Annotated in this window: 23 protein-coding genes and 1 tRNA gene; 18 read left to right on the top strand and 6 right to left on the bottom strand. The window is 61.1% G+C overall.

The window, feature by feature from the left end; genetic code table 11:
- Window positions 1-12: 12 nt before the first annotated feature.
- From LH464_RS06125 to folE, 3 genes are all read right to left on the bottom strand, one after another.
- Window positions 13-966: a patatin-like phospholipase family protein gene (locus LH464_RS06125; protein ID WP_226785483.1), complete on the bottom strand. Its 954-nt coding sequence runs from the start codon at window positions 964-966 to the stop codon at window positions 13-15.
- 107 nt (window positions 967-1,073) lie between these two features.
- On the bottom strand, window positions 1,074-1,529 hold the full coding sequence (gene hisI / locus LH464_RS06120) for a phosphoribosyl-AMP cyclohydrolase (RefSeq protein ID WP_226785482.1): 456 nt from the start codon (window positions 1,527-1,529) through the stop codon (window positions 1,074-1,076).
- Window positions 1,530-1,539: 10 nt separating this feature from the next.
- Window positions 1,540-2,154, bottom strand: a complete 615-nt coding sequence (gene folE / locus LH464_RS06115; protein ID WP_226785481.1) for a GTP cyclohydrolase I FolE — start codon at window positions 2,152-2,154, stop codon at window positions 1,540-1,542.
- A gap of 278 nt (window positions 2,155-2,432) precedes the next feature.
- On the opposite strand from folE, the gene LH464_RS06110 reads away from it, so the two are divergent.
- From LH464_RS06110 to thrS, 4 genes are all read left to right on the top strand, one after another.
- The gene (locus LH464_RS06110; protein WP_226785480.1) at window positions 2,433-2,879 is read left to right on the top strand and encodes an iron-sulfur cluster assembly scaffold protein; all 447 of its coding nucleotides are present in this window, start codon (window positions 2,433-2,435) and stop codon (window positions 2,877-2,879) included.
- 1 nt (window position 2,880) lies between these two features.
- Entirely contained in the window at window positions 2,881-3,240 is a 360-nt protein-coding gene (gene yidD, locus LH464_RS06105; RefSeq protein WP_226785479.1) for a membrane protein insertion efficiency factor YidD, read from the top strand.
- Window positions 3,241-3,329: 89 nt separating this feature from the next.
- Window positions 3,330-3,860, top strand: a complete 531-nt coding sequence (locus LH464_RS06100; protein ID WP_226785478.1) for a DUF1697 domain-containing protein — start codon at window positions 3,330-3,332, stop codon at window positions 3,858-3,860.
- 112 nt (window positions 3,861-3,972) lie between these two features.
- Complete coding sequence (gene thrS / locus LH464_RS06095; protein WP_226785477.1) at window positions 3,973-5,988, top strand: threonine--tRNA ligase; 2,016 nt, start codon at window positions 3,973-3,975, stop codon at window positions 5,986-5,988.
- Between the two features lie 50 nt (window positions 5,989-6,038).
- Here the strand turns inward: thrS and LH464_RS06090 are convergent, their stop codons facing one another.
- The gene (locus tag LH464_RS06090; protein ID WP_390624930.1) at window positions 6,039-7,028 is read right to left on the bottom strand and encodes a hypothetical protein; all 990 of its coding nucleotides are present in this window, start codon (window positions 7,026-7,028) and stop codon (window positions 6,039-6,041) included.
- Between the two features lie 106 nt (window positions 7,029-7,134).
- Between LH464_RS06090 and LH464_RS06085 the strand changes: the two genes are divergently transcribed.
- The 4 genes from LH464_RS06085 (at window position 7,135) to LH464_RS06070 (ending at window position 10,299) form a co-directional block, all read left to right on the top strand.
- Entirely contained in the window at window positions 7,135-7,722 is a 588-nt protein-coding gene (locus tag LH464_RS06085) for a nitroreductase family protein (protein WP_226785476.1), read from the top strand.
- Window positions 7,722-8,330, top strand: a complete 609-nt coding sequence (locus LH464_RS06080) for a flavin reductase family protein (protein ID WP_226785475.1) — start codon at window positions 7,722-7,724, stop codon at window positions 8,328-8,330. The genes LH464_RS06085 and LH464_RS06080 overlap by 1 nt, the downstream gene beginning before the upstream one ends.
- Window positions 8,331-8,452: 122 nt before the next feature.
- Window positions 8,453-9,580 (top strand): DUF2336 domain-containing protein, encoded by a 1,128-nt coding sequence (locus LH464_RS06075; protein WP_226785474.1) that lies wholly within the window; start codon window positions 8,453-8,455, stop codon window positions 9,578-9,580.
- A gap of 263 nt (window positions 9,581-9,843) precedes the next feature.
- Window positions 9,844-10,299 carry a DUF995 domain-containing protein gene (locus LH464_RS06070; protein ID WP_226785473.1) on the top strand — a complete coding sequence of 152 codons (456 nt, stop codon included), beginning with the start codon at window positions 9,844-9,846 and terminating at the stop codon, window positions 10,297-10,299.
- A gap of 141 nt (window positions 10,300-10,440) precedes the next feature.
- Here LH464_RS06070 and LH464_RS06065 read toward each other — a convergent pair.
- A tRNA-Lys gene (locus tag LH464_RS06065) sits at window positions 10,441-10,516 on the bottom strand.
- A 287-nt stretch (window positions 10,517-10,803) separates the two neighbouring features.
- Between LH464_RS06065 and LH464_RS06060 the strand changes: the two genes are divergently transcribed.
- Together LH464_RS06060 and LH464_RS06055 are read left to right on the top strand one after the other, a co-directional pair.
- Complete coding sequence (locus tag LH464_RS06060; RefSeq protein ID WP_226785472.1) at window positions 10,804-11,559, top strand: cytochrome c biogenesis CcdA family protein; 756 nt, start codon at window positions 10,804-10,806, stop codon at window positions 11,557-11,559.
- Between the two features lie 134 nt (window positions 11,560-11,693).
- Window positions 11,694-12,656, top strand: a complete 963-nt coding sequence (locus tag LH464_RS06055; protein WP_226785471.1) for an AEC family transporter — start codon at window positions 11,694-11,696, stop codon at window positions 12,654-12,656.
- Here the strand turns inward: LH464_RS06055 and LH464_RS06050 are convergent.
- A complete protein-coding gene (locus LH464_RS06050; RefSeq protein WP_226785470.1) occupies window positions 12,633-13,835 on the bottom strand; it encodes a UbiH/UbiF family hydroxylase in 1,203 nt (400 codons plus the stop codon). The genes LH464_RS06055 and LH464_RS06050 overlap by 24 nt on opposite strands.
- 161 nt (window positions 13,836-13,996) lie before the next feature.
- Between LH464_RS06050 and pcsA the strand changes: the two genes are divergently transcribed.
- From pcsA to LH464_RS06010, 8 genes are all read left to right on the top strand, one after another.
- A complete protein-coding gene (gene pcsA, locus LH464_RS06045) occupies window positions 13,997-14,752 on the top strand; it encodes a phosphatidylcholine synthase (RefSeq protein ID WP_226785469.1) in 756 nt (251 codons plus the stop codon).
- 155 nt (window positions 14,753-14,907) lie between these two features.
- A complete protein-coding gene (locus LH464_RS06040) occupies window positions 14,908-16,479 on the top strand; it encodes an ABC transporter ATP-binding protein (protein ID WP_226785468.1) in 1,572 nt (523 codons plus the stop codon).
- Window positions 16,469-17,554, top strand: a complete 1,086-nt coding sequence (locus tag LH464_RS06035) for an ABC transporter permease (protein ID WP_226785467.1) — start codon at window positions 16,469-16,471, stop codon at window positions 17,552-17,554. Before LH464_RS06040 ends, LH464_RS06035 begins: the two co-directional genes overlap by 11 nt.
- Complete coding sequence (locus LH464_RS06030) at window positions 17,541-18,461, top strand: ABC transporter permease (protein WP_226785466.1); 921 nt, start codon at window positions 17,541-17,543, stop codon at window positions 18,459-18,461. The genes LH464_RS06035 and LH464_RS06030 overlap by 14 nt, the downstream gene beginning before the upstream one ends.
- Window positions 18,462-18,506: 45 nt before the next feature.
- Window positions 18,507-19,580, top strand: coding sequence for a BMP family ABC transporter substrate-binding protein (locus LH464_RS06025; RefSeq protein WP_226785465.1), 1,074 nt, complete (start codon window positions 18,507-18,509; stop codon window positions 19,578-19,580).
- Window positions 19,581-19,709: 129 nt separating this feature from the next.
- Window positions 19,710-21,071 carry a bifunctional UDP-N-acetylglucosamine diphosphorylase/glucosamine-1-phosphate N-acetyltransferase GlmU gene (gene glmU, locus LH464_RS06020; RefSeq protein WP_226785464.1) on the top strand — a complete coding sequence of 454 codons (1,362 nt, stop codon included), beginning with the start codon at window positions 19,710-19,712 and terminating at the stop codon, window positions 21,069-21,071.
- Window positions 21,072-21,179: 108 nt separating this feature from the next.
- Complete coding sequence (gene glmS / locus LH464_RS06015; protein ID WP_226785463.1) at window positions 21,180-23,009, top strand: glutamine--fructose-6-phosphate transaminase (isomerizing); 1,830 nt, start codon at window positions 21,180-21,182, stop codon at window positions 23,007-23,009.
- A complete protein-coding gene (locus LH464_RS06010; RefSeq protein WP_226785462.1) occupies window positions 23,006-23,509 on the top strand; it encodes a GNAT family N-acetyltransferase in 504 nt (167 codons plus the stop codon). The genes glmS and LH464_RS06010 overlap by 4 nt, the downstream gene beginning before the upstream one ends.

Below are 23,509 nucleotides of genomic sequence, written 5' to 3'. Positions count from 1 at the left end.
TTGAGGAGAGCCTCAGCGAGCGAATGCCTCCTGCATCCGTTGCAGGGCTGCGATCTGGTTGGCCGTTTCGGCGTAGCCGCGGTCGATTGCCTCGCCTGCGCGGTGGAATTCCGAGAGGCCGATATCGTTGAGGCGAGGGTGCAGGGCGAGATCAGGCGGATCGCCGGCCAGGCGCGCCCGTGAAATGCGCTCCTGGATGATATTGAAGGCCTGGACCATGACCCCCGGCAAGCGCATGTGGTTGTCGGGCGCCTTCGGGCGGGGCTCTTCCATCGGCTGGACGCTGGCGCTGTGCTTGACCACCGCGGACCGGCCGAAGACGTCGTAGTTGAGATTGACGGCAACCACGAGCGGCTGCTCATAGGCGCGGCAGACCGAGGTCGGGACGGGGTTGACCAGCGCACCGTCCACGAGGGTACGGTTGTTGCAGGTGACCGGCTCGAAAATGCCGGGCAGGGCGTAGGAGGCCTTGAGTGCGGTGATGAGGGATCCGCTTCCGATCCACACCTCATGCCCGCTGTGAAGTTCCGTCGCCACAGCCACGAATGGCCGGTCCAGGTCTTCGATGGAAATCCCTTCCAGATGCTCCTGCATACGTTTTGTGAGACGCATGCCGCCGAAAAGTCCGCCGCCCCCGATCGTGAAGTCAAGCAGTCCGGCTATCCGGCGCATCGTCAGGGAGCGGGCGAATGCCTCAAGTTCATCGAGCTTGCCGGCCAGATAGCATCCGCCGACCAGGGCGCCGATCGATGTGCCGGCAATCATGCCGACCTCGATGCCGGCTTCATCCAGGGCGCGAAGAACGCCGATATGAGCCCAGCCGCGGGCCGCACCGCCACCCAGCGCCAGAGACAGTTTCGCCTTTTTCGGGACATCGATTGCTATTGGGGGGGCGGGTGGACGAATGACATCGGAATCGGCGGGCGCTACACCCGTACCACTGCGGTTCCAACTCCAGTTCAGCATCGACGCCCTCCAGGCTGAACAACGTTCCATCGAAGATCAAGTAAACCAGCGACGGGTTTCTAAATGGTATACCTGTGCCTCAGCGTGCCAGAAAACAGGACAGGCCGCTAGTTGGTTCCACCATAGATTTCCGCAGGATCGAAGTGCTGGTGATCGTCGGTAATCGAGAGTGTCGCACCGCCGTCGGCTTTATCGACCGTGCGGTAGAAACACGAGCGGCGACCCGTATGGCATGTGGCGTCATGTCCCGCGACGGAGACTTTCAGCCAGACCGCATCCTGATCGCAGTCCGTCCGAATTTCATGCACGGTCTGGAGATTGCCGGAGGATTCGCCCTTCTTCCAGATCTTCTGCCGCGACCGACTGAAGTAGTGGGCTATGCCTGTCTCGATCGTGAGCGCCAATGCCTCACTGTTCATGTGCGCAACCATCAGCAGTTCACCATCGGAAACGTCGGTGACCACAGCGGTGAGGAGACCGTTGGCATCGAACAGGGGCGCGAACGGCCCCGCGTCTTCCTGCACAGCCTTGTCCTTGGATGGTGGCGCAAAACTCAGCGACATTGGGAGAATTCTACCGGTTGCGGACGAGACTCAAGAAGCGGGCCTGCTCGGCAGCATTGGTCTTGAATTCGCCAGTGAAGGTCGTTGTGAGCGTGGTCGAGCCCTGCTTCTGCACGCCGCGCATCGCCATGCAGGAGTGCTCGGCTTCGATCATCACGGCAACACCTCGGGGCTTGAGTGTTGAATCAATAGCTGCCGCCACCTGCGCCGTCATGTTTTCCTGCGTCTGCAGCCGGCGCCCGAAGATATCCACCACCCGTGCAATCTTCGACAGGCCGAGAACACGGCCGTTCGGCAGGTAGGCGACATGCGCCTTGCCGTTGATTGGCAGCATATGGTGCTCGCAATGGGAGTAGAATGGAATATCGCGCACGAGGACGGGATCGTCGTAGCCAGAGACTTCCTCGAACGTGCGACCGAGTACTTCTTCCGACGAGAGGTCGTAGCCGGAGAACAGCTCCCGATAGGCGGTGGCTACGCGCTTCGGCGTGTCCAGGAGGCCCTCACGTTGCGGATCCTCGCCCACCCAGCGCAGAAGAACGCGAACCGCTTCTTCGGCCTGCTCCTGGGTCGGACGGCTATCGGTCTGGCCAGCGGCCGGGAAGTTCTTCACAATTGCATCCATGGCTGTCTCCCGGATGACGGCGTCATTTACCGCATCCTGTTCATGCATTCCGGAGGTTGCTGGGCAGGAAACCGTCCGTAATCAGTCGGTATCTGAGCCCTCGCGACCACTTTGACAAGATATTTCCGCCTCTTTTTCCGCCTAAAGGGCGCCGAAGCATCCTTTTCTTGATCGTTCCGGCGTCAGGTCACATATAGTAACGTCGGGGCGGGTTTACAGAGCGCCCCGGTTGACGCACCGTTTACAATAGACACCGCCAGGGCGGACCGAGCCAATACATGGACGATATCTACAACAGCAAGATCCTCGAATTCGCGGGCAACATCACACGGTCCGGCACGTTACCGGACGCCGACGCGACCTCGGAGAAGCACTCCAAACTGTGTGGATCAAGGGTGCGGGTCTATCTCAAGATGCGCGATGGCATCGTCACGGATTTTGCCCATGAGGTGCGTGCCTGCGCGCTGGGCCAGGCATCGTCGTCGGTGATGGCCAGCCATGTGGTGGGCGCCACCGCTGCGGAACTCCGCCAGGCCCGGCAGGACATGCTGGCAATGCTGACCGCGGGCGGCGAAGGCCCTTCCGGGCGGTTCGAGGACATGCGCTACCTGATGCCCGTGAAGGATTACAAGGCCCGCCACGCTTCGACGATGCTGACGTTCGAAGCCGTCGTCGATTCGATCGACCAGATCGAGTCCCGGGCCGCGCAGGCTGTGTCGGCCTGATATGTGCAGCGCTCCCGATTGCGGCTCCCCCCCACCAGCCGGTCGGTCCCGCAACTGGCAGGGGCACTACCGAAAGACGCCCGGCCGGCTCTTCGGGATGGGGCTTGTCCGTCTCTATCAACTGACCTTGTCCGGCTTCATCGGAAATTCCTGCCGGCATATCCCCACATGTTCCGAATACGGCTACGAGTCGATTGCCCGCCACGGCCTGTGGGCTGGCGGATGGATGACGCTTTTTCGCGTCGGGCGCTGTGGGCCGGGCGGAACATCGGGCCTGGATCCGGTGCCGGAACAAATGAGCGAACGCCAGCATTGGTGGACGCCCTGGCGCTACTGGAAGCGTCACCGGGCGGTGAGGTGAATGGCGCTGGGAGGTCAAGGCGTCTCCCCACGTGTCGGATTTTCGGTCAGCGGCAATGGATGAGGTCCGGCGCGTAGAGGAAACTTGACATGATCTACGTCGCCTTGCTGCACAGCATTGTTCTGGAGCCCGGCAGGAGACTGCTGATGGCAGACCTGCGGAACATGGCCGAGGAGTTGGGATACGGCAACTGCAGGACGCTGGTCGCAACGGGAAATCTGCTTTTCGAGACTGAAGGGCAGCAGGTGACTGAGATTGAAGAGCGGCTGGAGCATGCCTTCAGGAATCGCTTCGGCAAGTCTGTCGACATCATCGTCCGCACGGCGTCGCAATGGAACATGCTGGTGGCGGCCAATCCGTTCGCCGACGGGCAAGGTGCACAGGTCATCGTACGGGTGATGCGTCAGCCACTGGCAAGAACCTGCCTCGATGATCTCGCGCGGCTCCAGCGACACGAGCGGCTCGCGCTGGTCGACGGGGACCTTTGGATTGATTTCATGGGCGAGCCCGCCAAGTCGCGGCTGCCTTCTGCGCTTACGACCAAACGACTCGGTGTAGGAACAATGCGCAACGCGAATACCGTAAGGGGTTTGGCCGCACTGATCGGCGACGGCGGCTAGCTGCCTTTACTCAAGTGCCAAAAGTCTTTATTTCGCTTCCCGCGCCGGCACGCTGCCGCGTTTTGACAACAACCACCCGCATTCGTTGGCGGGACTGGTCCAGGAGAATACGATGTCCCAAGCCGTTTCCCTTACATTTCCCGATGGCTCCGTCCGCGGCTTCGATGCCGGCACGACCGGCCGCGACGTTGCCGAGTCCATCTCCAAGTCGTTGGCGAAGAAGGCCGTTGCAATCACCATCGACGGCACATTGCGCGATCTCTCCGATCCCATCATCGATGGCGCGATCGAGATCGTCACTCGCACCGATCCGCGCGCGCTGGAGCTGATCCGGCACGATGCGGCACACGTCATGGCAGAGGCCGTGCAGGAACTGTGGCCCGGCACGCAGGTGACCATCGGCCCGGTCATCGAGAACGGTTTCTACTACGACTTTGCCCGCGACACGCCCTTCACACCGGACGATCTGCCAAAGATCGAGGCGAAAATGAAGGAGATCATCGCCCGCAACAAGCCGTTCACCAAGGAAGTCTGGCCGCGCAACAAGGCCAAGGAAGTCTTCGCGTCGAAGGGCGAGGACTACAAGGTCGAGCTGGTCGATGCCATTCCGGAGAACCAGGACCTCAACATCTACTACCAGGGTGACTGGTTCGACCTTTGCCGCGGGCCACACATGGCCTCCACGGGGCAGATCGGCACGGCGTTCAAACTGATGAAAGTGGCCGGCGCCTATTGGCGCGGCGACAGCAACAACCCGATGCTGACCCGCATCTACGGTACGGCCTGGGCGACGCAGGAAGAGCTGGATCAGTATCTCCACGTGCTGGCAGAAGCGGAAAAGCGCGACCACCGCAAGCTGGGGCGCGAAATGGACCTCTACCATTTCCAGGAAGAGGGCCCGGGCGTCGTCTTCTGGCACGGCAAGGGCTGGCGCATGTTCCAGACACTGACGGCCTATATGCGCCGCCGGCTCGCCGGTGTGTACGAGGAAGTCAATGCGCCGCAGGTGCTCGATACCTCGCTGTGGGAGACGTCCGGTCACTGGGGCTGGTATCAGGAGAACATGTTCGCGGTGAAGTCGGCGCACGCGCTGACCAACCCGGACGATCCGGAAGCCGACGACCGCATCTTTGCGTTGAAGCCGATGAACTGCCCCGGCCACGTGCAGATCTTCAAGCACGGTCTGAAGTCTTACCGGGAACTGCCGATTCGCCTTGCCGAATTCGGTCTGGTCCACCGCTACGAACCGTCCGGCTCGTTGCACGGACTGATGCGCGTCCGCGGCTTTACCCAGGACGATGCGCACATCTTCTGCACCGACGAGCAGATGGCCGCCGAATGCCTTCGGATCAATGACCTGATCCTGTCGGTCTATGAGGATTTCGGCTTCGCGGAAGTCGTCGTCAAACTCTCCACCCGTCCTGAAAAGCGCGTCGGATCCGACGACCTGTGGGATCGCGCCGAAAGCGTGATGATGGACGTGCTGAAGACGATCGAGGCGCAGTCGGGTGGGCGGATCAAGACCGGCATCCTGCCGGGCGAGGGCGCTTTCTACGGTCCGAAGTTTGAGTATACGCTGAAGGACGCCATCGGCCGCGAATGGCAGTGCGGCACGACGCAGGTGGATTTCAACCTGCCGGAACGTTTCGGCGCCTTCTACATCGACCAGAACTCCGAAAAGCAGCAGCCGGTGATGATCCACCGCGCGATCTGCGGCTCCATGGAACGCTTCCTCGGCATCCTGATCGAGAATTTCGCCGGTCACATGCCGCTGTGGTTCGCACCGACGCAGGTCGTTGTGGCGACGATCACCTCGGATGCGGACGACTACGGCCGTGAAGTGGCGGAAGCTCTGCGCGAAGCCGGCCTTAATGTCGAGACCGACTTCCGCAACGAGAAGATCAACTACAAGATCCGTGAGCACTCGGTTTCCAAGGTGCCGGTGATCATCGTCTGCGGTCGCCAGGAGGCCGAGCAGCGCTCGGTCAACATCCGCCGCCTCGGTTCTCAGGCGCAGACTTCCATGGCGCTCGACGAGGCGATTGCTGCCCTTGAAGTTGAGGCGACACCGCCGGATCTTCTGCGAAAGGCCAAGGCCAAGGCCAAGGCCAAGAAGACCGCGGCATGAATCAAAAACGCCCGCCTCTCGGAGGCGGGCGTTTTTGTTAGGCGGTCTCGTTACTGCCGCAGTACAGCGTTGTCCAGCAGGCCCATCTCGGGTGATTGTTCCTTCATCAGGACTTCCACGTCGGTGTTTTCGGCTGCCTTGACGTTGAAGGACCGCTGATAGATCCGGTCCTTGTTGCGCGCCACCGCCAGGTATTCGCCTTCGGCAAGAACCATGGTCGAGAATGCGCTGACGCTTTCGTTGACGATGTCGCCGGCGGCCGTCAGCACCGACCATGCGGTATCGGCGATCGCTTCACCTCCTGGCTGCGACACCAGCTTTAGCGTGATCTGAGCGGCCCGGTGCTGGAGCGTCGCTTCGATGAGCTTGCCCGCTTCAACCTGGATGTCCGCCCGCACCACGGCGTTGATATCGCCATATTCTGAAACGACGTGATAGGTGCCGGCGTTTAGGCTGACGATCGTGTCGGGCTTGACGTCCGCCATCACAAGGCCGCGTTCGCCATCCTCGCGGACCTCGGAGGCATAGATCGAGAAGCTGAGTTCCTTGTCCGGAATGGGGGCGTCCGATCCCGAGACAGCGTCGAGCACGACGCCACCGGCATCAAGCACAAGTACCTGTTTCTCCACTTCGCCTTCCGCGGGAACGGTCACTTTCTTCGTGACCCCCGCGCGGCCGAAGGCCACATTCACGAAGTAGTCGCCCGGAACCAGTTGGAACGAGGCGGCACCACCTTCGGAGCTAGCCAGAAGCGGCAGCTTGCCATCCGCATCTGAAATGGGGCTGAATACGCGCCAGGTAAGGCCTTCCTGCATCGGCTGGTCGTTGGCCGTCAGCTTCGCTTCCAGCGCCACATCCCTGGCGGCTATGCCGGCGGGTGCGCTGTTGGTGGCGGAGAAGGCGTTGAGCTTCGGCATTTTCGCCGTGCTGTTGAGCTGCTTGAAGGTCTGGAAGGCTTCCTGTGCGGAGACGCCATATGCTGGCGCCAAAGCCATAACCCCGGCAAGGGCACAGCGGACCGCGTTGGAAATGCCTGTCATATGGTGAACCGGTTGACTCTTCAATTTCGACGCGTCACTTGAAGACCAATCACAAGGCAATTTCAAGACCTTCCCAAGGCTGCTCCCCATCAAGGACGACTCAAGTATGCAAAATGACATAAAACTTGTCGAATATCTGCGGGAACGGCACTCCACGCCCGTTGCTCAGATCGGCGAGCCTGGACCGTCGCAGCAGGAGCTGGAATCGATTCTCGCGTGTGCATCGCGGGTTCCCGATCATGGCAAGCTGGCACCCTGGCGGTTCATTATCTACCGGGGCGACGTTCGCCGCACACTGGGCGAAACGTTCCTGGAGATCATGCAGACGGGTTCCGGCGAGCTTGCCGATGTCGCCCGGGAGGCGGAGCTGAAGCGCTTTTTGCGCGCGCCGCTGGTCGTCGCTGTGGTCAGCACCGCAGCACCCCATGTGAAAATTCCGGAATGGGAACAGGTGCTCTCCGCTGGGGCCGTCTGCCTGAACATGCTGATGGCCGCGAACGCCCATGGCTACGTGGCCAACTGGCGCACCGAGTGGATTGCCTATGACGACCGGACCCTGCAGGCCCTCGGCGTCAAGCCGGGCGAGAAGATCGCCGGCTTCATTCACGTCGGCTCGAGCGAGTTTCCTATCCCCGACAGGCCACGGCCCAATCTCGCAGACGTGGTCACCTATGCGGGAGAAAGTGACGCCTGATGTTTTATCCCACCGATACCAACGCCCACGGCCTCAAGCACGACCCGTTCAAGGCAATCGTCGCGCCGAGACCGATCGGCTGGATCGGTACGAAGGGGAGGGACGGCTCAATCAACCTCGCTCCCTACTCCTTCTTCAATATCGTCTCGGACTCGCCGAAAATCGTGATGTTCTCGTCGAGCGACCGAAAGGACAGTCTGCGAAATGCCCAAGAGAGCGGCGTGTTCACGGCAAGCCTCGCCAGCCGGCACCTTGCGGAGAGCGTGAATGCGTCTTCGGTGGCGGTACCCTACGGCACGGACGAGTTTGAAATTGCCGGCCTGTCACCGTTGATGGGACAGTTGGTGGACGCACCCTATGTTTCCGAGGCGTACACTGCTCTGGAGTGCCGGGTCACGGAGATCATCCAACCCAACACGCTGGAGGGCGGCAAGGCCGACTCGCACATGGTTTTCGGACAGGTGGTCGGTATCCATATCAGCGAGGAGGTCATTCGCAACGGCCGTATCGATATGGGCTTACTGCACCCGATTGCCCGCATGGGATACCGCGATTACAGCGACGGCGGCACCGACGTTTTCGAAATGACGCGGCCGACGGCAACCTGATGGGGCCCCCGGCGGGCTCCTGTCGGGTTAATGGTTATGGTGAACCAATCTTAAAGACTTCTAGGCTAGCGTGAAATCCAGTGAATGGCGCTCGTGGCGTCGCTGGTGGGCCGGGGTTTATAGTGATCATAGACGCGTTTCTTCGTTGGACTGAAACTGCGGGTGCAGGCGACAGGGCCAAGGCGGCAAATGCGTTGGGGCGCGCCTATCTCGGCGGCGGGATCCAGGCGGAACAACGTCGTGCCGCCCTCATGGCCATGTCCCATCTGCTGGACGATCCGTCGCCGCAGGTCCGTCTCGCTCTTGCCCAAGCCATTGCCGCCTCAGTCGAGGCCCCCCGTGCGATTATCGTCGCATTGGCTGAGGACCAGCCGGAAATCGCCTGTACGGTAATAGCGCAATCGCCGGTTCTCACCGATTCGGATCTCGTCGACCTGGTCGGACGAGGCGACGGTATGACGCGTGGACTGGTTGCTGCGCGCGAAAATCTCCACAGGGCGGTCAGTGCGGCCCTCGTCGAAGTGGGCGATCTTGGCGAGATTACCCTGCTGCTCGAGAACGAGACCGCTGCGGTGCCGCAAGTCTCGCTGACGCGTATCGCGGAGCGATTCGGGTACAGTGCGGATATGCGCCGCCTTCTGCTCGAACGTGAAGACCTTCCTGCCGAGGCACGTCAACGGCTGGTGACAGAGGTCGGTGCGGCGCTGGCCGGCTCCGATCTCGTCAAGATGGTGCTTACCCGTCCGCGGCTGGAGCGCCTGACGGCCGAGGCAACCGGCACGGCTGCCGTTGCGATCGCCGGTGCCGTGACATCCGCCGAACTGCCGGCTCTGGTCGAGCACATGCGGTCAACGGGCAAGCTGACGCCCGCCCTGCTGATCCATGCGCTTTGCACCGGAAAAGTGGATTTCTTCGCAGGCGCGATGGTGGCGCTGTCGGGGCTGGATGCGTCACGGGTCAGGTCGTTGCTTGCGACGGGGCGCATGCACGCGGTGCGCGCAATGTTCGAGGCGGCGGGGCTTCGGCGGGATATCGCCACGGTATTCGTCGAAGCGACAATGCTCTGGCGTGGGGCAGGGTTGATGGGATCGACAGAGAGCGTCTGTGAGCGGTTGCTGGAGACCTGCCGGACGAGCGAACATGCTTCCGCCGCGGTCGGAGAACTGCTGGATATTGTGGAGAAGTTGCAATACGCCGAGATCCGGTCTGCTGCGCGCTCCTATGCCATTGGTTTCCCTATCGCGGCCTGAGGGCGGAAGGCCATCCGAAGGCTTGCCTTTGGGTGGTTAGGCAACAAATCCCAACCGCATATGCACACCCGCGACGCATCACGCGCGAGGCCGCGTTTGGCAGCGGTTGGTTTGCGCTGCGATTGTCCAATAACTGCTGTAAGACTGCCCTTCGACCAATGGTCGTGTCGACCCCTGCATTGCCGATGGCACGTATACTAACGGGCGAGTACCCATGCCGCGCCATTAGGCACATCCTTCATTCGGCTTCGAGGAGGATCGCGATGATCAAACTGCTATTGTTTATAGGCGTTGCGGCAGTGACATTCGGTCCAGTGGCCGTGTGGGCAGAGACGCTTCCGAAGGGTGCCACGAAGCTGACCGAGCAGGAGGTGCGGTCAATGTACGAGGGCCAATCGTCCGACTGGAAGAGTACCAGAGCCTTCTTCTCGGCGGACGGCAGTGTCGTGCTCGTTCGAAAGGACAAAAGCCTCTATGGCGAGGGACGATGGGCCGTCAACGGCAACAAAATGTGCATGACGATCAATTGGACCAGAACAGAAACGGGGAAGAGAGGATCTACCGACGATTGCTATACTTGGCATAAGTCCGGGAATCGGTACCTGACCCGTTGGAGCGGTGACCAGAACAAGGCCGACGGATATTCCGACGAAGAACCTTCGAGGCTTTCCGCGGGAGATAAGGTCTCTCAGCAGATTTCCGAGCTCAAATCAAACTAGGTCGAGCGTTCGGCGTGTCGAACCGAACAGAGTCTTTTGGCCCAGCATGTATTGCTTGAAGTTCGGTATCGAACTGGTCCGATGCACCCTGGCTCAGGTCCGATCCGCTAACGGCATCTCTGGGGCGGACATTTGAGGAGATGGTGAGTGGTGTGGGACTCGAACCCACGACCCGCGCATTAAAAGTGCGCTGCTCTACCAGCTGAGCTAACCACTCTCACCGTACAAGACAGCTTTCCGAGCTACTGACACGTCAAACACAAACAAAGTGTTTAAAGGTCATTTACTCGACCAGCTGAGCTGCGTGTTCCGAGGAATTGTGCACCCCTTCGGAAGTGCGCGGAACATATGCAGACACCCCCGGCGGGTCAACCGCAAAAAGAGTAAAAATGCGGCTTCTTGTCTCAAAACAAACTCCGCGCGAAAAGGTGATTGGCATTGCATGCTTCGCGTGCTTTAGGCAGACGAACCATGCGGCCATGAGGCCTGCCATCGGAGTTGCCCGTGTCTATCGCTGAAATTTCATTGTGGAGTGCGTTGCTGGCCGGGGCACTGTCGTTCCTTTCGCCCTGCGTGCTGCCGCTCGTGCCGCCTTATCTCTGCTACATGGCGGGGATCTCGGTCGACCAGTTTCGGGGTGATGGCGCGACAGGCGTTGCGACTGCGACAGCTACGCGCCGCGCCGTTATCGGTGCCGCCGTCTGCTTCACGCTCGGGTTCGCCACTGTGTTCGTGGCGCTCGGGGCAGGGGCTTCCACCGTCGGCGTGCTACTGCGCCAGCACCTTGACCTGCTGTCGAAGATCGGCGGCTTGATCATCATCGCAATGGGTCTCAATTTCCTCGGGGTATTCCGGATCGGCCTCTTCTCACGGGAGGCGCGTTTCCAGGGCGGGGGCAAGCCGGCAACGCTTTCGGGCGCCTATGTCATGGGTCTTGCATTCGCCTTCGGCTGGACGCCCTGCATCGGGCCTGTCCTCGGCGCCATTCTCGGTGTTGCCGCTTCTCGTGAAACCGTGGGCGACGGTGCGGCTCTCCTTGCCATCTACTCGCTGGGGCTTGCGGTGCCGTTCTGGATCGCCGCGGGCTTCTCGGGCGCGTTCATGCGCTTCCTGACACGTTTTCGTCGCCACCTTGGAGTGGTCGAGAAGGTCATGGGTGTCCTTCTCATCCTGACGGGCCTGGCTTTCATCTTCGGATTCGTGAGCGCGATCGCAATCTGGTTCCAGCAGACCTTTCCAATCCTTATGCAAATCGGTTAAGGCGGACACTTGCTTACAGCGTCGTTGGTGCGCCAAGGACGCTGTAAGGCTTTGAGTCTGCGCATTGTGCTTTCCTGAAATCGGTTTCGACTTCAGGTCTATGCGCTTAGCCAATCAGGCCGGACGGGGGACGGATGGCGGAAATCGTTGCATTGCTGCTCCCCTTTTTCGGCCTCATCCTGATCGGTTATCTGGCGGCACGGGTGACGAAACAGCCTGCTGAAGCGCTCGGCTGGATGAATACCTTCATCATCTATGCGGCGCTCCCGGCACTGTTCTTCAAGCTCGTCTCGCGCACGCCGATCGAGGATCTGGCCCGCCTCGATTTCATCGTCGCCGACATCGCAGCGACCTATTCGGTATTCCTGGTCCTGTTTCTCGTCAGTTATTTCCTCCGGCGTGCATCTTTCGGTGATTCGACGATCCAGGCCTTTGGCGGTTCCTACGGAAATATCGGTTACATGGGTCCCGGCCTTGCGCTGCTTGCGTTCGGCGAGGCGGCAGCCGTACCGGTCGCCCTGATCGTCTGCCTGGAGAACGCCACGCACTTCATTGTCGCTCCGGCGATGATGGCGATCGCGGGCGGGGACAAACGGCCGCCGCTTCAGGTCGCCGCAGAAGTTTTGCGCAAGGTCGCGCTTCACCCGTTCATCGTCTCGACGGCATTGGGCTTCGTGGTTGCCGCCAGCGGGATCACCGTACCCGTCGCGGCCCAGCGGCTTGTCGACTACCTCGCGCAGGCGGCCGCACCCTGCGCGCTGTTTGCCATGGGCGTGACGCTTGCGCTCCGTCCGCTGAAACGGGTGCCTGTCGAGATCGGTTATCTCGCGGTAGCCAAGCTCATCGTGCTTCCGAGCGTGGTTTATGTCGCCCTGTCGCTGGCCGGTAACTTCGATCCCGTATGGGTCTATTCGGCGGTGCTGCTGGCCGGATTGCCGACGGCCACGAACGTCTTTGTGATCAGCCAGCAATACGGCCTCTGGCAGGAAAGAGCGTCGGCGACCGTGCTGATCACCACCGCACTTTCGGTGCTGACCCTGCCGCTGCTTCTCTATCTGATCACCGCCGGCATTCTACCGCCGGATCTCTTCCCTTAGCGTTTCGACGAAGGCGCGAAAGCCGCGTCCGGGCTCTACGCCTTCCCGCATCACAAGGTTGCGCAGTGGCGGTGCCGAGGACAGGAGATGCAGCCCCCCAGCGCGCAGCATCTGCACCGGCAGGAAGTCCGACAATAGCGATCGGTTGAGAAGATCGACACCAAAGGTGCGGCTCATGATATCCGCCCGGCGGCGGCGGTTGAAGCGATCGCCGGCATCCGATGGAATGGGGCGGTCGGAGACCGTCGACAGAAGCTCCGACAATGCAATGACATCGCGCAGCGAGAGGTTGAGCCCCTGTGCGCCGATCGGCGGAAATGCGTGGGCGGCCTCGCCGACGAGGGCCATGCGGCCCTTGCCGAATCGGTCCGCCATCAGGCTCGAGAGCGGCCAGGCCTGCGGCCCAGGCTCGACGCTGGCCTTGCCGAGCATGGATTGCATCCGGGTTTCCACCTCGCGCGAAAGCTCGTCCAGGGAAAGCGCAAGCAGGTGCGTCGCCTCTTCAGGCTTGACGACCCAGACAAGGCTGGAGCGCCGGCCGGGCAGAGGCACCTGTGTGAAGGGGCCGCTCGGCGTGTGGAACTCGGTGGAGACATTGTCGTGCGGCAGGGTGTGGCCGAAATTGAGGACGACCGCGGACTGTGGATAGGACCAGCGGCGCGTGTTGACGCCGGCGCTTTCCCTCACCTTTGAGTTCCGCCCGTCGGCGCCGATGACGAAGGCCGTGGAGACCGTTGTGCCATCGGCAAGCGTGAGCAGAACCTGTTCATCAGAGAATGCGACGGCCTCGACCGCGCCGGTGAGGCGCGTGATGTTGGCTTCGTCGGCAACGGCGCTCTGCAGCGTTTCGAGCAGAACGCGGTTCGGGATGTTGTAGCCGAAGGCTTGGAGGCCGACATCGACCGACTTGAACTGGGCGGTCGGTGCGCGCAGCAGCCGATCCGTGCCGTCGATGATCTGCATGACGGAAAGCGGCGCGGCGCTCGGGGAAATCCTGTCCCACAGGCCCAGCCGCTCCATGAAACGGATCGACTGGTCCATAAGCGCCGTGGTGCGCTCGTCCACAGGTGCCGCATCCGGAGCGATCAACGCGACCTTGCGTCCGCCTCGCGCCAAGGCAAATGCCGCCACCGAGCCGGCAAGGCCGCCACCTACCACCGCAATTTCATAGTCCTGCATGTCCGCATCCTCGTCGGCAAACCGATCTGCGCTATGTAGAGCCTTCCCGCGCTCTTATCCATGGGACTTGAGGGCGCAACTGGCAAATCGTGTGGAACAGGATCTGCTGCGGTGGTGAAGGCGGTTGCAATAATGCCGGTTTGGCAGCATAGGTCGATCGTATGAAGGACGGGACGGGCGGCGTGATCAGACGAGTCTTCAACTATCGGAAAGTGCCGTATGCGGAAATTCGTGCCTTCTCCGTCCATCTTCTGACGGCGTCAGGTTCCTTCCTTGCATTCCTTGGTGTCGTGGCAGCCGCTGAAAGCCGCTTCGTCGACATGTTCTGGTGGCTCGGACTGGCCCTCTTCGTCGACGGCATCGACGGGCCGATCGCCCGCAAGGTGCAGGTCCGGGAAGTGCTTCCGAACTGGTCCGGCGATACGCTGGACAATATCATCGACTACGTGACCTACGTCCTGCTGCCGGCCTTTGCGCTCTACCAGAGCGGCATGATCGGCGAGCCCTGGTCCTTCGTCGCCGCCGGCATGATCGTTGTCTCCAGCGCGATCTACTACGCGGATACGGGGATGAAGACCGACGAGTACTTCTTCTCCGGTTTTCCGGTCGTCTGGAACATGGTGGTGTTTACGCTCTTCGTGATCCAGGCCAGCGCGACGACGGCACTGATCGTCGTGTCGATTTCGGTCGTATTCACCTTCCTGCCGATCAATTTCCTCCATCCCGTGCGCGTGAAGCGTCTTCGCACCCTCAATCTCGGGATTTTCCTGCTCTGGTGCGCGCTTAGCGGCTATTCGCTTCTGCTTCACTTCAATTCGCCGGACTGGCTGGTGTACGGTGTCGTCGCCTCCGGCCTCTACCTCTACTTCATCGGCGCGATCCTCCAGCTGTTTCCGAAACTTGGTGCGCGGGACTGACCTGTTGGAAAGCCTATGTTTGTTGTTGTGCGGGGCAACAAATCCGCTATCAATAAGCTACGAGATGAAGCCCTCCGGGGCTTCCGCGCAAAGCATGATGCCCGTGCTTTCCATAAGCCTCGAAGAAGGTGACACGGCGTGAACAAGGGGGTTCCGTGACTTTATCGGAGGGATCGGCCGGCATTCCGCTTTTGTCGGTCCGAAAGCTGACCAAGCATTTCGGCAGCTTCGCTGCCTGCGCCGGGATTGATCTCGATATTGGCCCAGGCGAAATCCACGCGCTGCTCGGCGAAAACGGTGCGGGCAAATCAACGCTGGTGAAAATGCTGTTCGGCATTCTCGATCCGACAGAGGGCGAGATTGTCTGGAACGGGCAGCCCGTGACGATCCGGTCACCAAGCGAGGCGCGCCGACTTGGCATCGGCATGGTCTTCCAGCATTTCTCGCTGTTCGAGGCACTGACGGTTGCTGAAAACATCGCGCTTTCCCTCGATCCGAAAATATCGCTTGCGAAGATATCCGACGAGGCGGCTCGACTGTCGAAGTCCTACGGACTGCCTCTCGATCCCAAGGCGCATGTCGCCGACCTTTCGGTCGGGGAACGACAGCGCATCGAGATCGTGCGGGCGCTCCTGCAGAACCCGAAGCTCATCATTCTTGACGAGCCGACCTCCGTCCTGACGCCGCAGGAGGCGGACAAGCTGTTCGACACGCTGTTCCAGCTCAAGGCGGAAGGGCGATCAGTCCTTTACATCAGCCACAGGCTGGAGGAGGTCCAGCGGATCTGCGATCGGGCAACCGTCCTTCGTCATGGAAAGGTCACGGGCACCTGTGACCCAAAGCTGGAAACACCAGCCTCTCTGGCGCGCATGATGGTCGGTTCCGATGTCGCCGGCGTTGACCGGGATGACGATGCCACGCTGGGCGATATCCAGATTGAGGTTTCCGATCTGGCCGTCGGTGCACGGACGCCGTTCGCCGTTTCTCTCAAGGACGTCAACCTGAAGGTTCGCGCAGGCGAGGTGCTGGCCGTGGCCGGCGTTGCCGGAAACGGACAGGGGGAGTTGTTCGACGCCCTTTCGGGCGAGTATCCCGTGTCCAACAACGAGGCAATCCGTATCCGTGGCAAGGGGGTCGGCCGTGTGGGGATCAACGGACGGCGCCTGCTTGGAGCGGGCTTCGTGCCGGAAGAGCGTCATGGGCACGCGGCGGTCTCCGGAATGCCGCTTTCCGACAATCTGCTGCTCGCCCGCAGTCAGTCCGACCGCCGGTCCTTTCTTGCAGCGGGCTCGCTGGCGGTCATTCGCCATGCAGCGGTCAATACGGCCACCCAACGGATCTGTCGCAATATGGATGTCCGCAAGAGCGGCGAGGATCCGGTTGCCGGGTCGCTTTCCGGTGGCAATCTTCAGAAATTCATCGTTGGCCGCGAACTCGACCGACAACCTTCCGTGCTGGTGGTCAATCAGCCCACCTGGGGCGTCGATGCGGGGGCGGCAAGCCGTATCCGCCAGGCTCTCGTCGATCTGGCGCGGGCCGGTTCGGCGGTCGTGGTGATCAGCCAGGACCTGGATGAGATATTCGAGGTCGCGACCAATATCGCGGTGATTTCGGAGGGCAGGCTTTCCGCGTCCTACCCCGCGGGCCAGTTGAGTCGTGAACGGATCGGCCTGTTGATGGGCGGCATCCACGATTCCACGCAGGCGGAGGCGAGCCATGCGAATTGAGCTTCAGAAGCGGGCACAGGTTTCCACTCTGTTTTCCATGCTTTCTCCCTTGCTCGCTCTGGTCCTGACGCTGTTCTTCGGCGGCATCATGTTCTGGATGCTCGGCAAGGATCCGCTCGATGCGCTCTACAGCTTCTTCGTCGAGCCCTTGCTCGAGGTCTGGTCGCTGCATGAGCTGGCGATCAAGGCGGCGCCGTTGATCCTGATCGCAGTCGGCCTGTCCGTCTGCTTCCGCTCGAACAACTGGAATATCGGCGCCGAGGGACAATTCACGATCGGCGCGATCACGGGTTCGATCCTGCCGGTGCTTTATCCCGAGTGGCACTCGCCGATGATCCTGCCACTGATGCTGATCATGGGCATGATCGGCGGCGGCCTCTATGCGGGTATCCCGGCACTGCTGAAAACCCGCTTCAATACCAACGAGATCCTTACCAGCCTGATGCTGGTCTACATCGCGCAACTCTACCTCGACTGGCTGACGCGCGGCCCCTGGCGTGACCCGCAGGGTTACAATTTTCCGCAGACCAAGGCGTTTGTGCCCGAAGCGGTTCTGCCTGAAATCCTGGATTCCGGACGGGCGCATCTGGCCATCGTCTTTGCACTGGTCGCCGCAGTGGTAATCTGGTTCATGATGCGCTTCATGATGAAGGGCTTTCAGGTCTCTGTGCTCGGCCAATCGGAGAGGGCAGGGCGTTTTGCCGGCTTTTCGGCGCGTCGGATGGTTTGGTTCTCCATGCTGCTGTCAGGCGCTTTCGCGGGATTGGCCGGGATATCCGAAGTGTCGGGTTCCATCGGCCACCTTCAGCCGGCGATTTCCCCTGGCTACGGATTTACCGCGATCATCGTCGCCTTCCTTGGCCGCCTTAACCCTCTCGGCATCATCGCCTCGGGCTTCGTGCTGGCGCTGACCTATCTGGGCGGAGAGGCGGCGCAGCTTTCGATCGGCATTTCCGACAAGGTCAGCCGGGTTTTCCAGGGCCTGTTGCTGTTCTTCGTGCTCTCCTGCGACACGCTGATCCATTACCGGATCCGGCTGGTTCGTAACCAGACGGCGGGAGGTGCGCATGCTTGAGGCCATTTTGCTGACGGTTATCACCGCGGCGACCCCGCTTGTCATCGCCTCCCTCGGGGAACTGGTGACGGAACGCTCGGGCGTTCTCAATCTCGGGGTCGAGGGCATGATGATCATGGGGGCGGTCATTGCGTTCGCCGCCACACAGGCGACCGGATCACCCTATCTCGGCGTCGTTGCCGGCATCGTTGCTGGTGCTGTCTTCTCGCTGCTCTTCGGCTTCTTGACACTGACGCTCGTTGCGAACCAGGTCGCGACAGGCCTGGCGCTGACCATTCTGGGATTGGGGCTGTCGGGTCAGATCGGCGAGAGCTTCGTCGGTCAGCCCGGCATCAAGCTGCAGCCGATAGCAATTCCGCTTCTGTCCGATATCCCGTTTGTCGGTTCCTTGCTGTTCCGCCAGGATCTGATCTTCTATCTTTCGATCGCGCTGGTGGTCGGAATCCACTGGTTCCTGTTCAGGAGCCGGACCGGTCTCAAGATGCGGGCGATCGGCGACAATCATGCCTCTGCGCATGCGCTCGGCATCAATGTCATCCGCACGCGATATCTGGCGGTGATGTTCGGTGGCGCCTGCGCCGGGCTCGCCGGAGCGCAGTTGTCGCTCGTCTATACGCCCCAGTGGGTTGAGAACATGACGGGTGGGCGAGGCTGGATTGCCTTGGCTCTCGTCGTTTTCGCCTCCTGGCGCCCAATACGGGTCCTTGCCGGCGGTTATCTGTTCGGTGCAGTGACGATCGGGCAGTTGCATGCGCAGGCGCTGGGGATCGGCATTCCCTCCCAGTTCCTGTCGGCGCTCCCTTACGCCGCCACTATTGTCGTGCTCATCATCATCTCGCATAATCGCCGCACAACGCTGATCAACACCCCCGCATCGCTCGGAAAGCCATTTGTACCAGAGCGTTGACGGGGTCCCCCGGATCCCAGTCTTCGAGCCAACAGAGGTTGAAACATGAAGAAACTGATCATCGCACTTGCCGCTTCGGCCGCCCTCATGGGTGGCTTTGCCAGCAGCGCGCAGGCCCAGGATAAAACCAAGGTCTGCTTTATCTATGTCGGCTCCAAGACCGATGGTGGCTGGACGCAGGCGCACGACATCGGCCGTCAGGAATTGCAGACCCACTTTGGGGACAAGATCGAGACGCCGTTCCTTGAAAGCGTGCCGGAAGGCCCCGATGCAGAGCGCGCTATCGAGCGCATGGCACGCTCAGGCTGTGCATTGATCTACACAACGTCCTTCGGCTTCATGGATGCGACGATCAAGGTCGCCGAGAAGTTCCCCGACGTGAAGTTCGAACATGCGACCGGTTTCAAGGCTGCAGAGAATGTGTCGACCTATAACGCGCGCTTCTATGAAGGTCGGTACATTCAGGGCCAGATTGCAGCCAAGATGTCGAAGAAGGGTCTCGCGGGCTACATCGCGTCCTTTCCGATTCCGGAAGTGGTCATGGGCATCAACGCCTTCGTTCTCGGTGCTCAGTCGATCAATCCTGAGTTCAAGCTGAAGGTCGTATGGGCCAATACGTGGTTCGACCCGGGCAAGGAAGCTGACGCTGCCAAGGCACTGGTTGACCAGGGCGTCGACATCCTGACACAGCACACCGACACGACGGCGCCTATGCAGGTTGCAGCCGAGCGCGGCATCTTCGCCTTCGGCCAGGCCTCCGACATGATCGCTGCCGGCCCCAAGACCCAGCTCACGGCGATCGTCGATACATGGGGCGCCTACTACATCAAGCGCACCCAGGCGTTGCTCGACGGCAACTGGAAGTCGGAGCAGATCTGGGACGGCCTCAAGGACGGCATCCTGACCATGGCGCCGTACACGAACATGCCGGACGATGTGAAGGCGATGGCCGAAGAGACCGAAGCCAAGATCAAGTCGGGCGAACTGCACCCGTTCACCGGCCCGGTGAAGAAGCAGGACGGCACGGAATGGCTTGCCCAGGGTGAGAAGTCCGAAGATGGCGTTCTGCTTGGCATGAACTTCTACGTCGCCGGCGTGGACGACAAGCTGCCGCAGTAAAACGAACTGCAATCACAATGGAAAAGGCGCCTTCGGGGCGCCTTTTTTGTTGCAGACGGAAACAACCCGTTTATCGCCTGTAAATCGTGTTGTTGCTAAGAAGCCGCTGGTTGCATTGAGGGAGTTCGCATGAATCGTACCTGCCTGGCTGTTATACTGGCCGCTGGAGACAGCACGCGCATGAAATCGTCCATGTCGAAGGTCCTGCATCCTGTTGCGGGCCTGCCGATGATCGGTCACGTCATGAAGGCTGTCGCCTCCGCTGGTATTTCCGACGTGGCTCTCGTTCTTGGTAGAGATGCCGAGACCGTGGCGAAGGCCGCACACACGGACGAGGTGAACGTTCGAAGCTTCATTCAAACCCAACGTCTGGGGACCGGACACGCTGTTCTTTCGGCGCGCGATGCCATTGCCGCAGGGTTTGACGACATCCTGGTGACCTATGGCGATGCGCCTTTGGTCACCGCCGCATCGTTCGCTGCTGCCCGGGCCGAGCTTGCAAAGGGTGCGGATGTGGTGGTCATCGGCTTCCATACGGGAACGCCGACCGGCTATGGGCGGCTGCTTGTCGAGAATGGTGAACTGATTGCCATCCGCGAGGAGAAGGACGCGACGGACGAAGAGCGCAAGGTTACCTGGTGCAACAGCGGCATCATGGCGATCAACGGCCGCAAGGCGCTGGAGATCCTCGACAAGATCGACAACAAGAACGTCAAGGGCGAATACTATCTGACCGATCTCGTGGAGATCGTGCGTCGTGACGGAGGGCGGGCCGTCGCTGTGGACGCGCCGGAAGCCGAATTGGCGGGTTGCAACAACCGCGCGGAACTGGCTGTTCTCGAGCGGCTTTGGCAGGAGCGCCGCCGCCATGAAATCATGCTGTCGGGCGTCAGCATGATCGCGCCCGAAACGGTCTTCCTCGCCTATGATACGCAGATCGGCCAGGATGCCCTGATCGAACCGAATGTTGTGTTCGGTCCCGGCGTCACTGTCGAAGGCGGCGCTGTCATCCATGCCTTCTCGCATCTGGAGGGCGCCCACGTCAGCGCCGGCGCCACCGTCGGGCCTTTCGCGCGGCTGCGGCCGGGCGCCAACCTCGCCGTAGGGTCGAAGGTCGGCAATTTCTGCGAGGTCAAGAAGGCAGAGATCGGCGAGGGAGCCAAGGTCAACCATCTGACCTATATCGGCGATGCTATCGTTGGCGCCCACAGCAACATCGGCGCGGGCACGATTACCTGCAACTATGATGGGATCAACAAGCATGTGACGCAGATCGGCGCCAATGCCTTCATTGGCTCCAACTCGTCGCTCGTGGCGCCCGTCTCGATCGGTGATGGCGCCTACGTGGCCTCCGGCAGCGTGGTCACTCAGGACGTGCCGGCGGATGCGCTCGCGCTCGGCCGCGCCAGACAGGAGACCAAGCCCGGAAGAGCAACGATCATCCGGGATCGTGCCCTCGCGCTCAAGGCCGCGAAGAAGGCAAAAGACTGAACGGCATCTCGTTACCTTCCGACACGCAAAGTGACCGGACAGGCAATTGCGGGAATTACGCTATCGACTAGAAACCCCGCCATATGGTCGGGGATAAAGGGGTTTTGTATGTGTGGGATCGTGGGGATTGTCGGCAAGGAGCCGGTGGCGGAACGTCTGGTGGACGCGCTGCGTCGGCTTGAGTATCGCGGCTACGATTCCGCCGGGGTGGCAACCATCGACAACGGCGCCCTTGCGCGGCGTCGGGCCGAGGGGAAGCTTTTTAATCTGGAGAAGAGGCTGGCTGAGGAGCCCTTGCCGGGCAATATCGGCATAGCCCATACGCGCTGGGCGACCCATGGCGTTCCCAACGAAGCCAACGCCCATCCGCATTTCGTTGATGGCGTCGCAGTCGTGCATAACGGCATCATCGAGAATTTCTCCGAACTGAAGGATGAGCTTCTGGCGGAAGGGGCGACCTTCGAGAGCCAGACAGACACGGAAGTCGTCGGGCAGCTGCTCGCGCGCTATCGCCGTGCCGGCATGGGCCGACGCGAGGCGATGCAGGCAATGCTGCAACGGGTCACCGGAGCCTACGCGCTCGCTGTCATCTTTGCCGACGATCCGTCGACGATCATGGCTGCCCGTTTCGGACCGCCGCTCGCTATCGGTCATGGGCAAGGCGAGACCTATCTCGGCTCCGACGCCATCGCCCTTGCTCCATTCACCAACAGGATCACCTATCTGGTCGATGGCGATTGGGCCATCATCGGCAAAGACGGCGCCTTCATCTTCGACCACGATGGCAACCAGGTAGAGCGTTCGGTCCAGATCACCCAGACCGCTGCCTATCTCGTTGACAAGGGCAATCACCGCCATTTCATGGAGAAGGAGATCTACGAGCAGCCGGAAGTGATCTCCCATGCGCTCGCCCATTACGTCGATCTTGCCGATCATACGGTCGATCTGTCCGTTGCCGGGGAAATCGATTTTGCCAACCTGCGCGGCCTTGCTATTTCCGCCTGCGGTACGGCCTACCTGTCCGGCCTCATCGGCAAGTACTGGTTCGAACGCTACGCCCGTCTGCCAGTCGAGATCGATGTCGCCTCGGAGTTCCGCTACCGCGAGATCCCGCTTTCGAAGGACCATGCGGCGCTGTTCATCTCGCAGTCCGGCGAAACGGCGGATACTCTGGCCTCGCTTCGCTACTGCCATGACGCAGGACTGAAGATCGGCGCCGTGGTCAACGTCAAGGAATCGACGATCGCTCGCGAGTCGGACGCAATTTTCCCTATCCTTGCCGGGCCTGAAATCGGTGTCGCATCGACAAAGGCCTTTACCTGCCAGCTGACGGTGCTTGCCTCGCTTGCCATCGCAGCCGGAAAGGCACGCGGCACGATCTCGCCTTCCGAGGAAAAGCAGCTGGTCAGGAGCCTTGCGGAAATGCCGCGCCTCATGAGCGGCGTGTTGAGTACGCTGGAGCCACAGATCGAAGCGCTTGCGCGGGAACTCTCCAAGTACAAGGACGTGCTCTATCTCGGCCGTGGCACCAGCTATCCGCTCGCCATGGAAGGTGCGCTGAAGCTGAAGGAAATTTCCTACATCCACGCGGAAGGCTATGCGGCAGGCGAGCTGAAGCATGGGCCGATCGCGCTGATCGACGAGAACATGCCGGTCATCGTCATCGCACCGCATGATCGGTTCTTCGAGAAGACCGTCTCGAACATGCAGGAAGTGGCGGCTCGCGGCGGAAAGATCATCTTCATCACCGATGAAAAAGGTGCGGCTGCCTCCAAGCTTCCGACGATGGCGACGATTACGCTGCCCAACGTCGCGGAGATCATCGCACCCATGGTCTTCTCGCTGCCGATCCAGCTTCTGGCCTATCACACGGCTGTCTTCATGGGAACGGACGTGGACCAGCCGCGCAACCTGGCAAAGTCGGTGACGGTGGAGTGATCATCCGAGCTGAACAGCCGGGCGACGAGGCTGCAATCGGGGCGGTTACGGCCGCCGCCTTTGCGCCTATGCCCTACAGCGACCAGACGGAGCCGCAGATCATCGAGCGCCTGCGCGCAGCCGGCGTTCTTGCGCTATCGCTGGTGGCCGAGGATGACGGTGTCATTATCGGCCACATTGCGTTTTCGCCTGTGGCGCTTGAAGGCGGCGAGGGTGGCTGGTACGGGCTCGGCCCGGTCAGCGTCTTGCCTGAACGGCAAGGAGCGGGCGTGGGGGGAGACCTTGTTCGGGAAGGTCTGGACAGGCTGCGTGCTCTCGGTGCTGCCAGTTGCGTTCTGCTCGGCGATCCGGCCTACTACGGGCGCTTCGGCTTCCGGAACGATCACAGCCTCGTGCTTCCCGACGTCCCGAGGGAGTATTTCCAGAGCCTAGTCTTGCATGGGCCGGATGCCTTCGGCATTGTTGCCTTCCATCCGGGTTTCTACGGCACTGCACAATAG

Source organism: Pseudorhizobium xiangyangii (assembly GCF_020531965.1).
Taxonomy (GTDB): Bacteria; Pseudomonadota; Alphaproteobacteria; order Rhizobiales; family Rhizobiaceae; genus Neorhizobium; species Neorhizobium xiangyangii.
The sequence above is the reverse complement of the archived record's forward strand: the minus strand, read 5'-3'. Positions and strand labels throughout refer to the sequence as shown.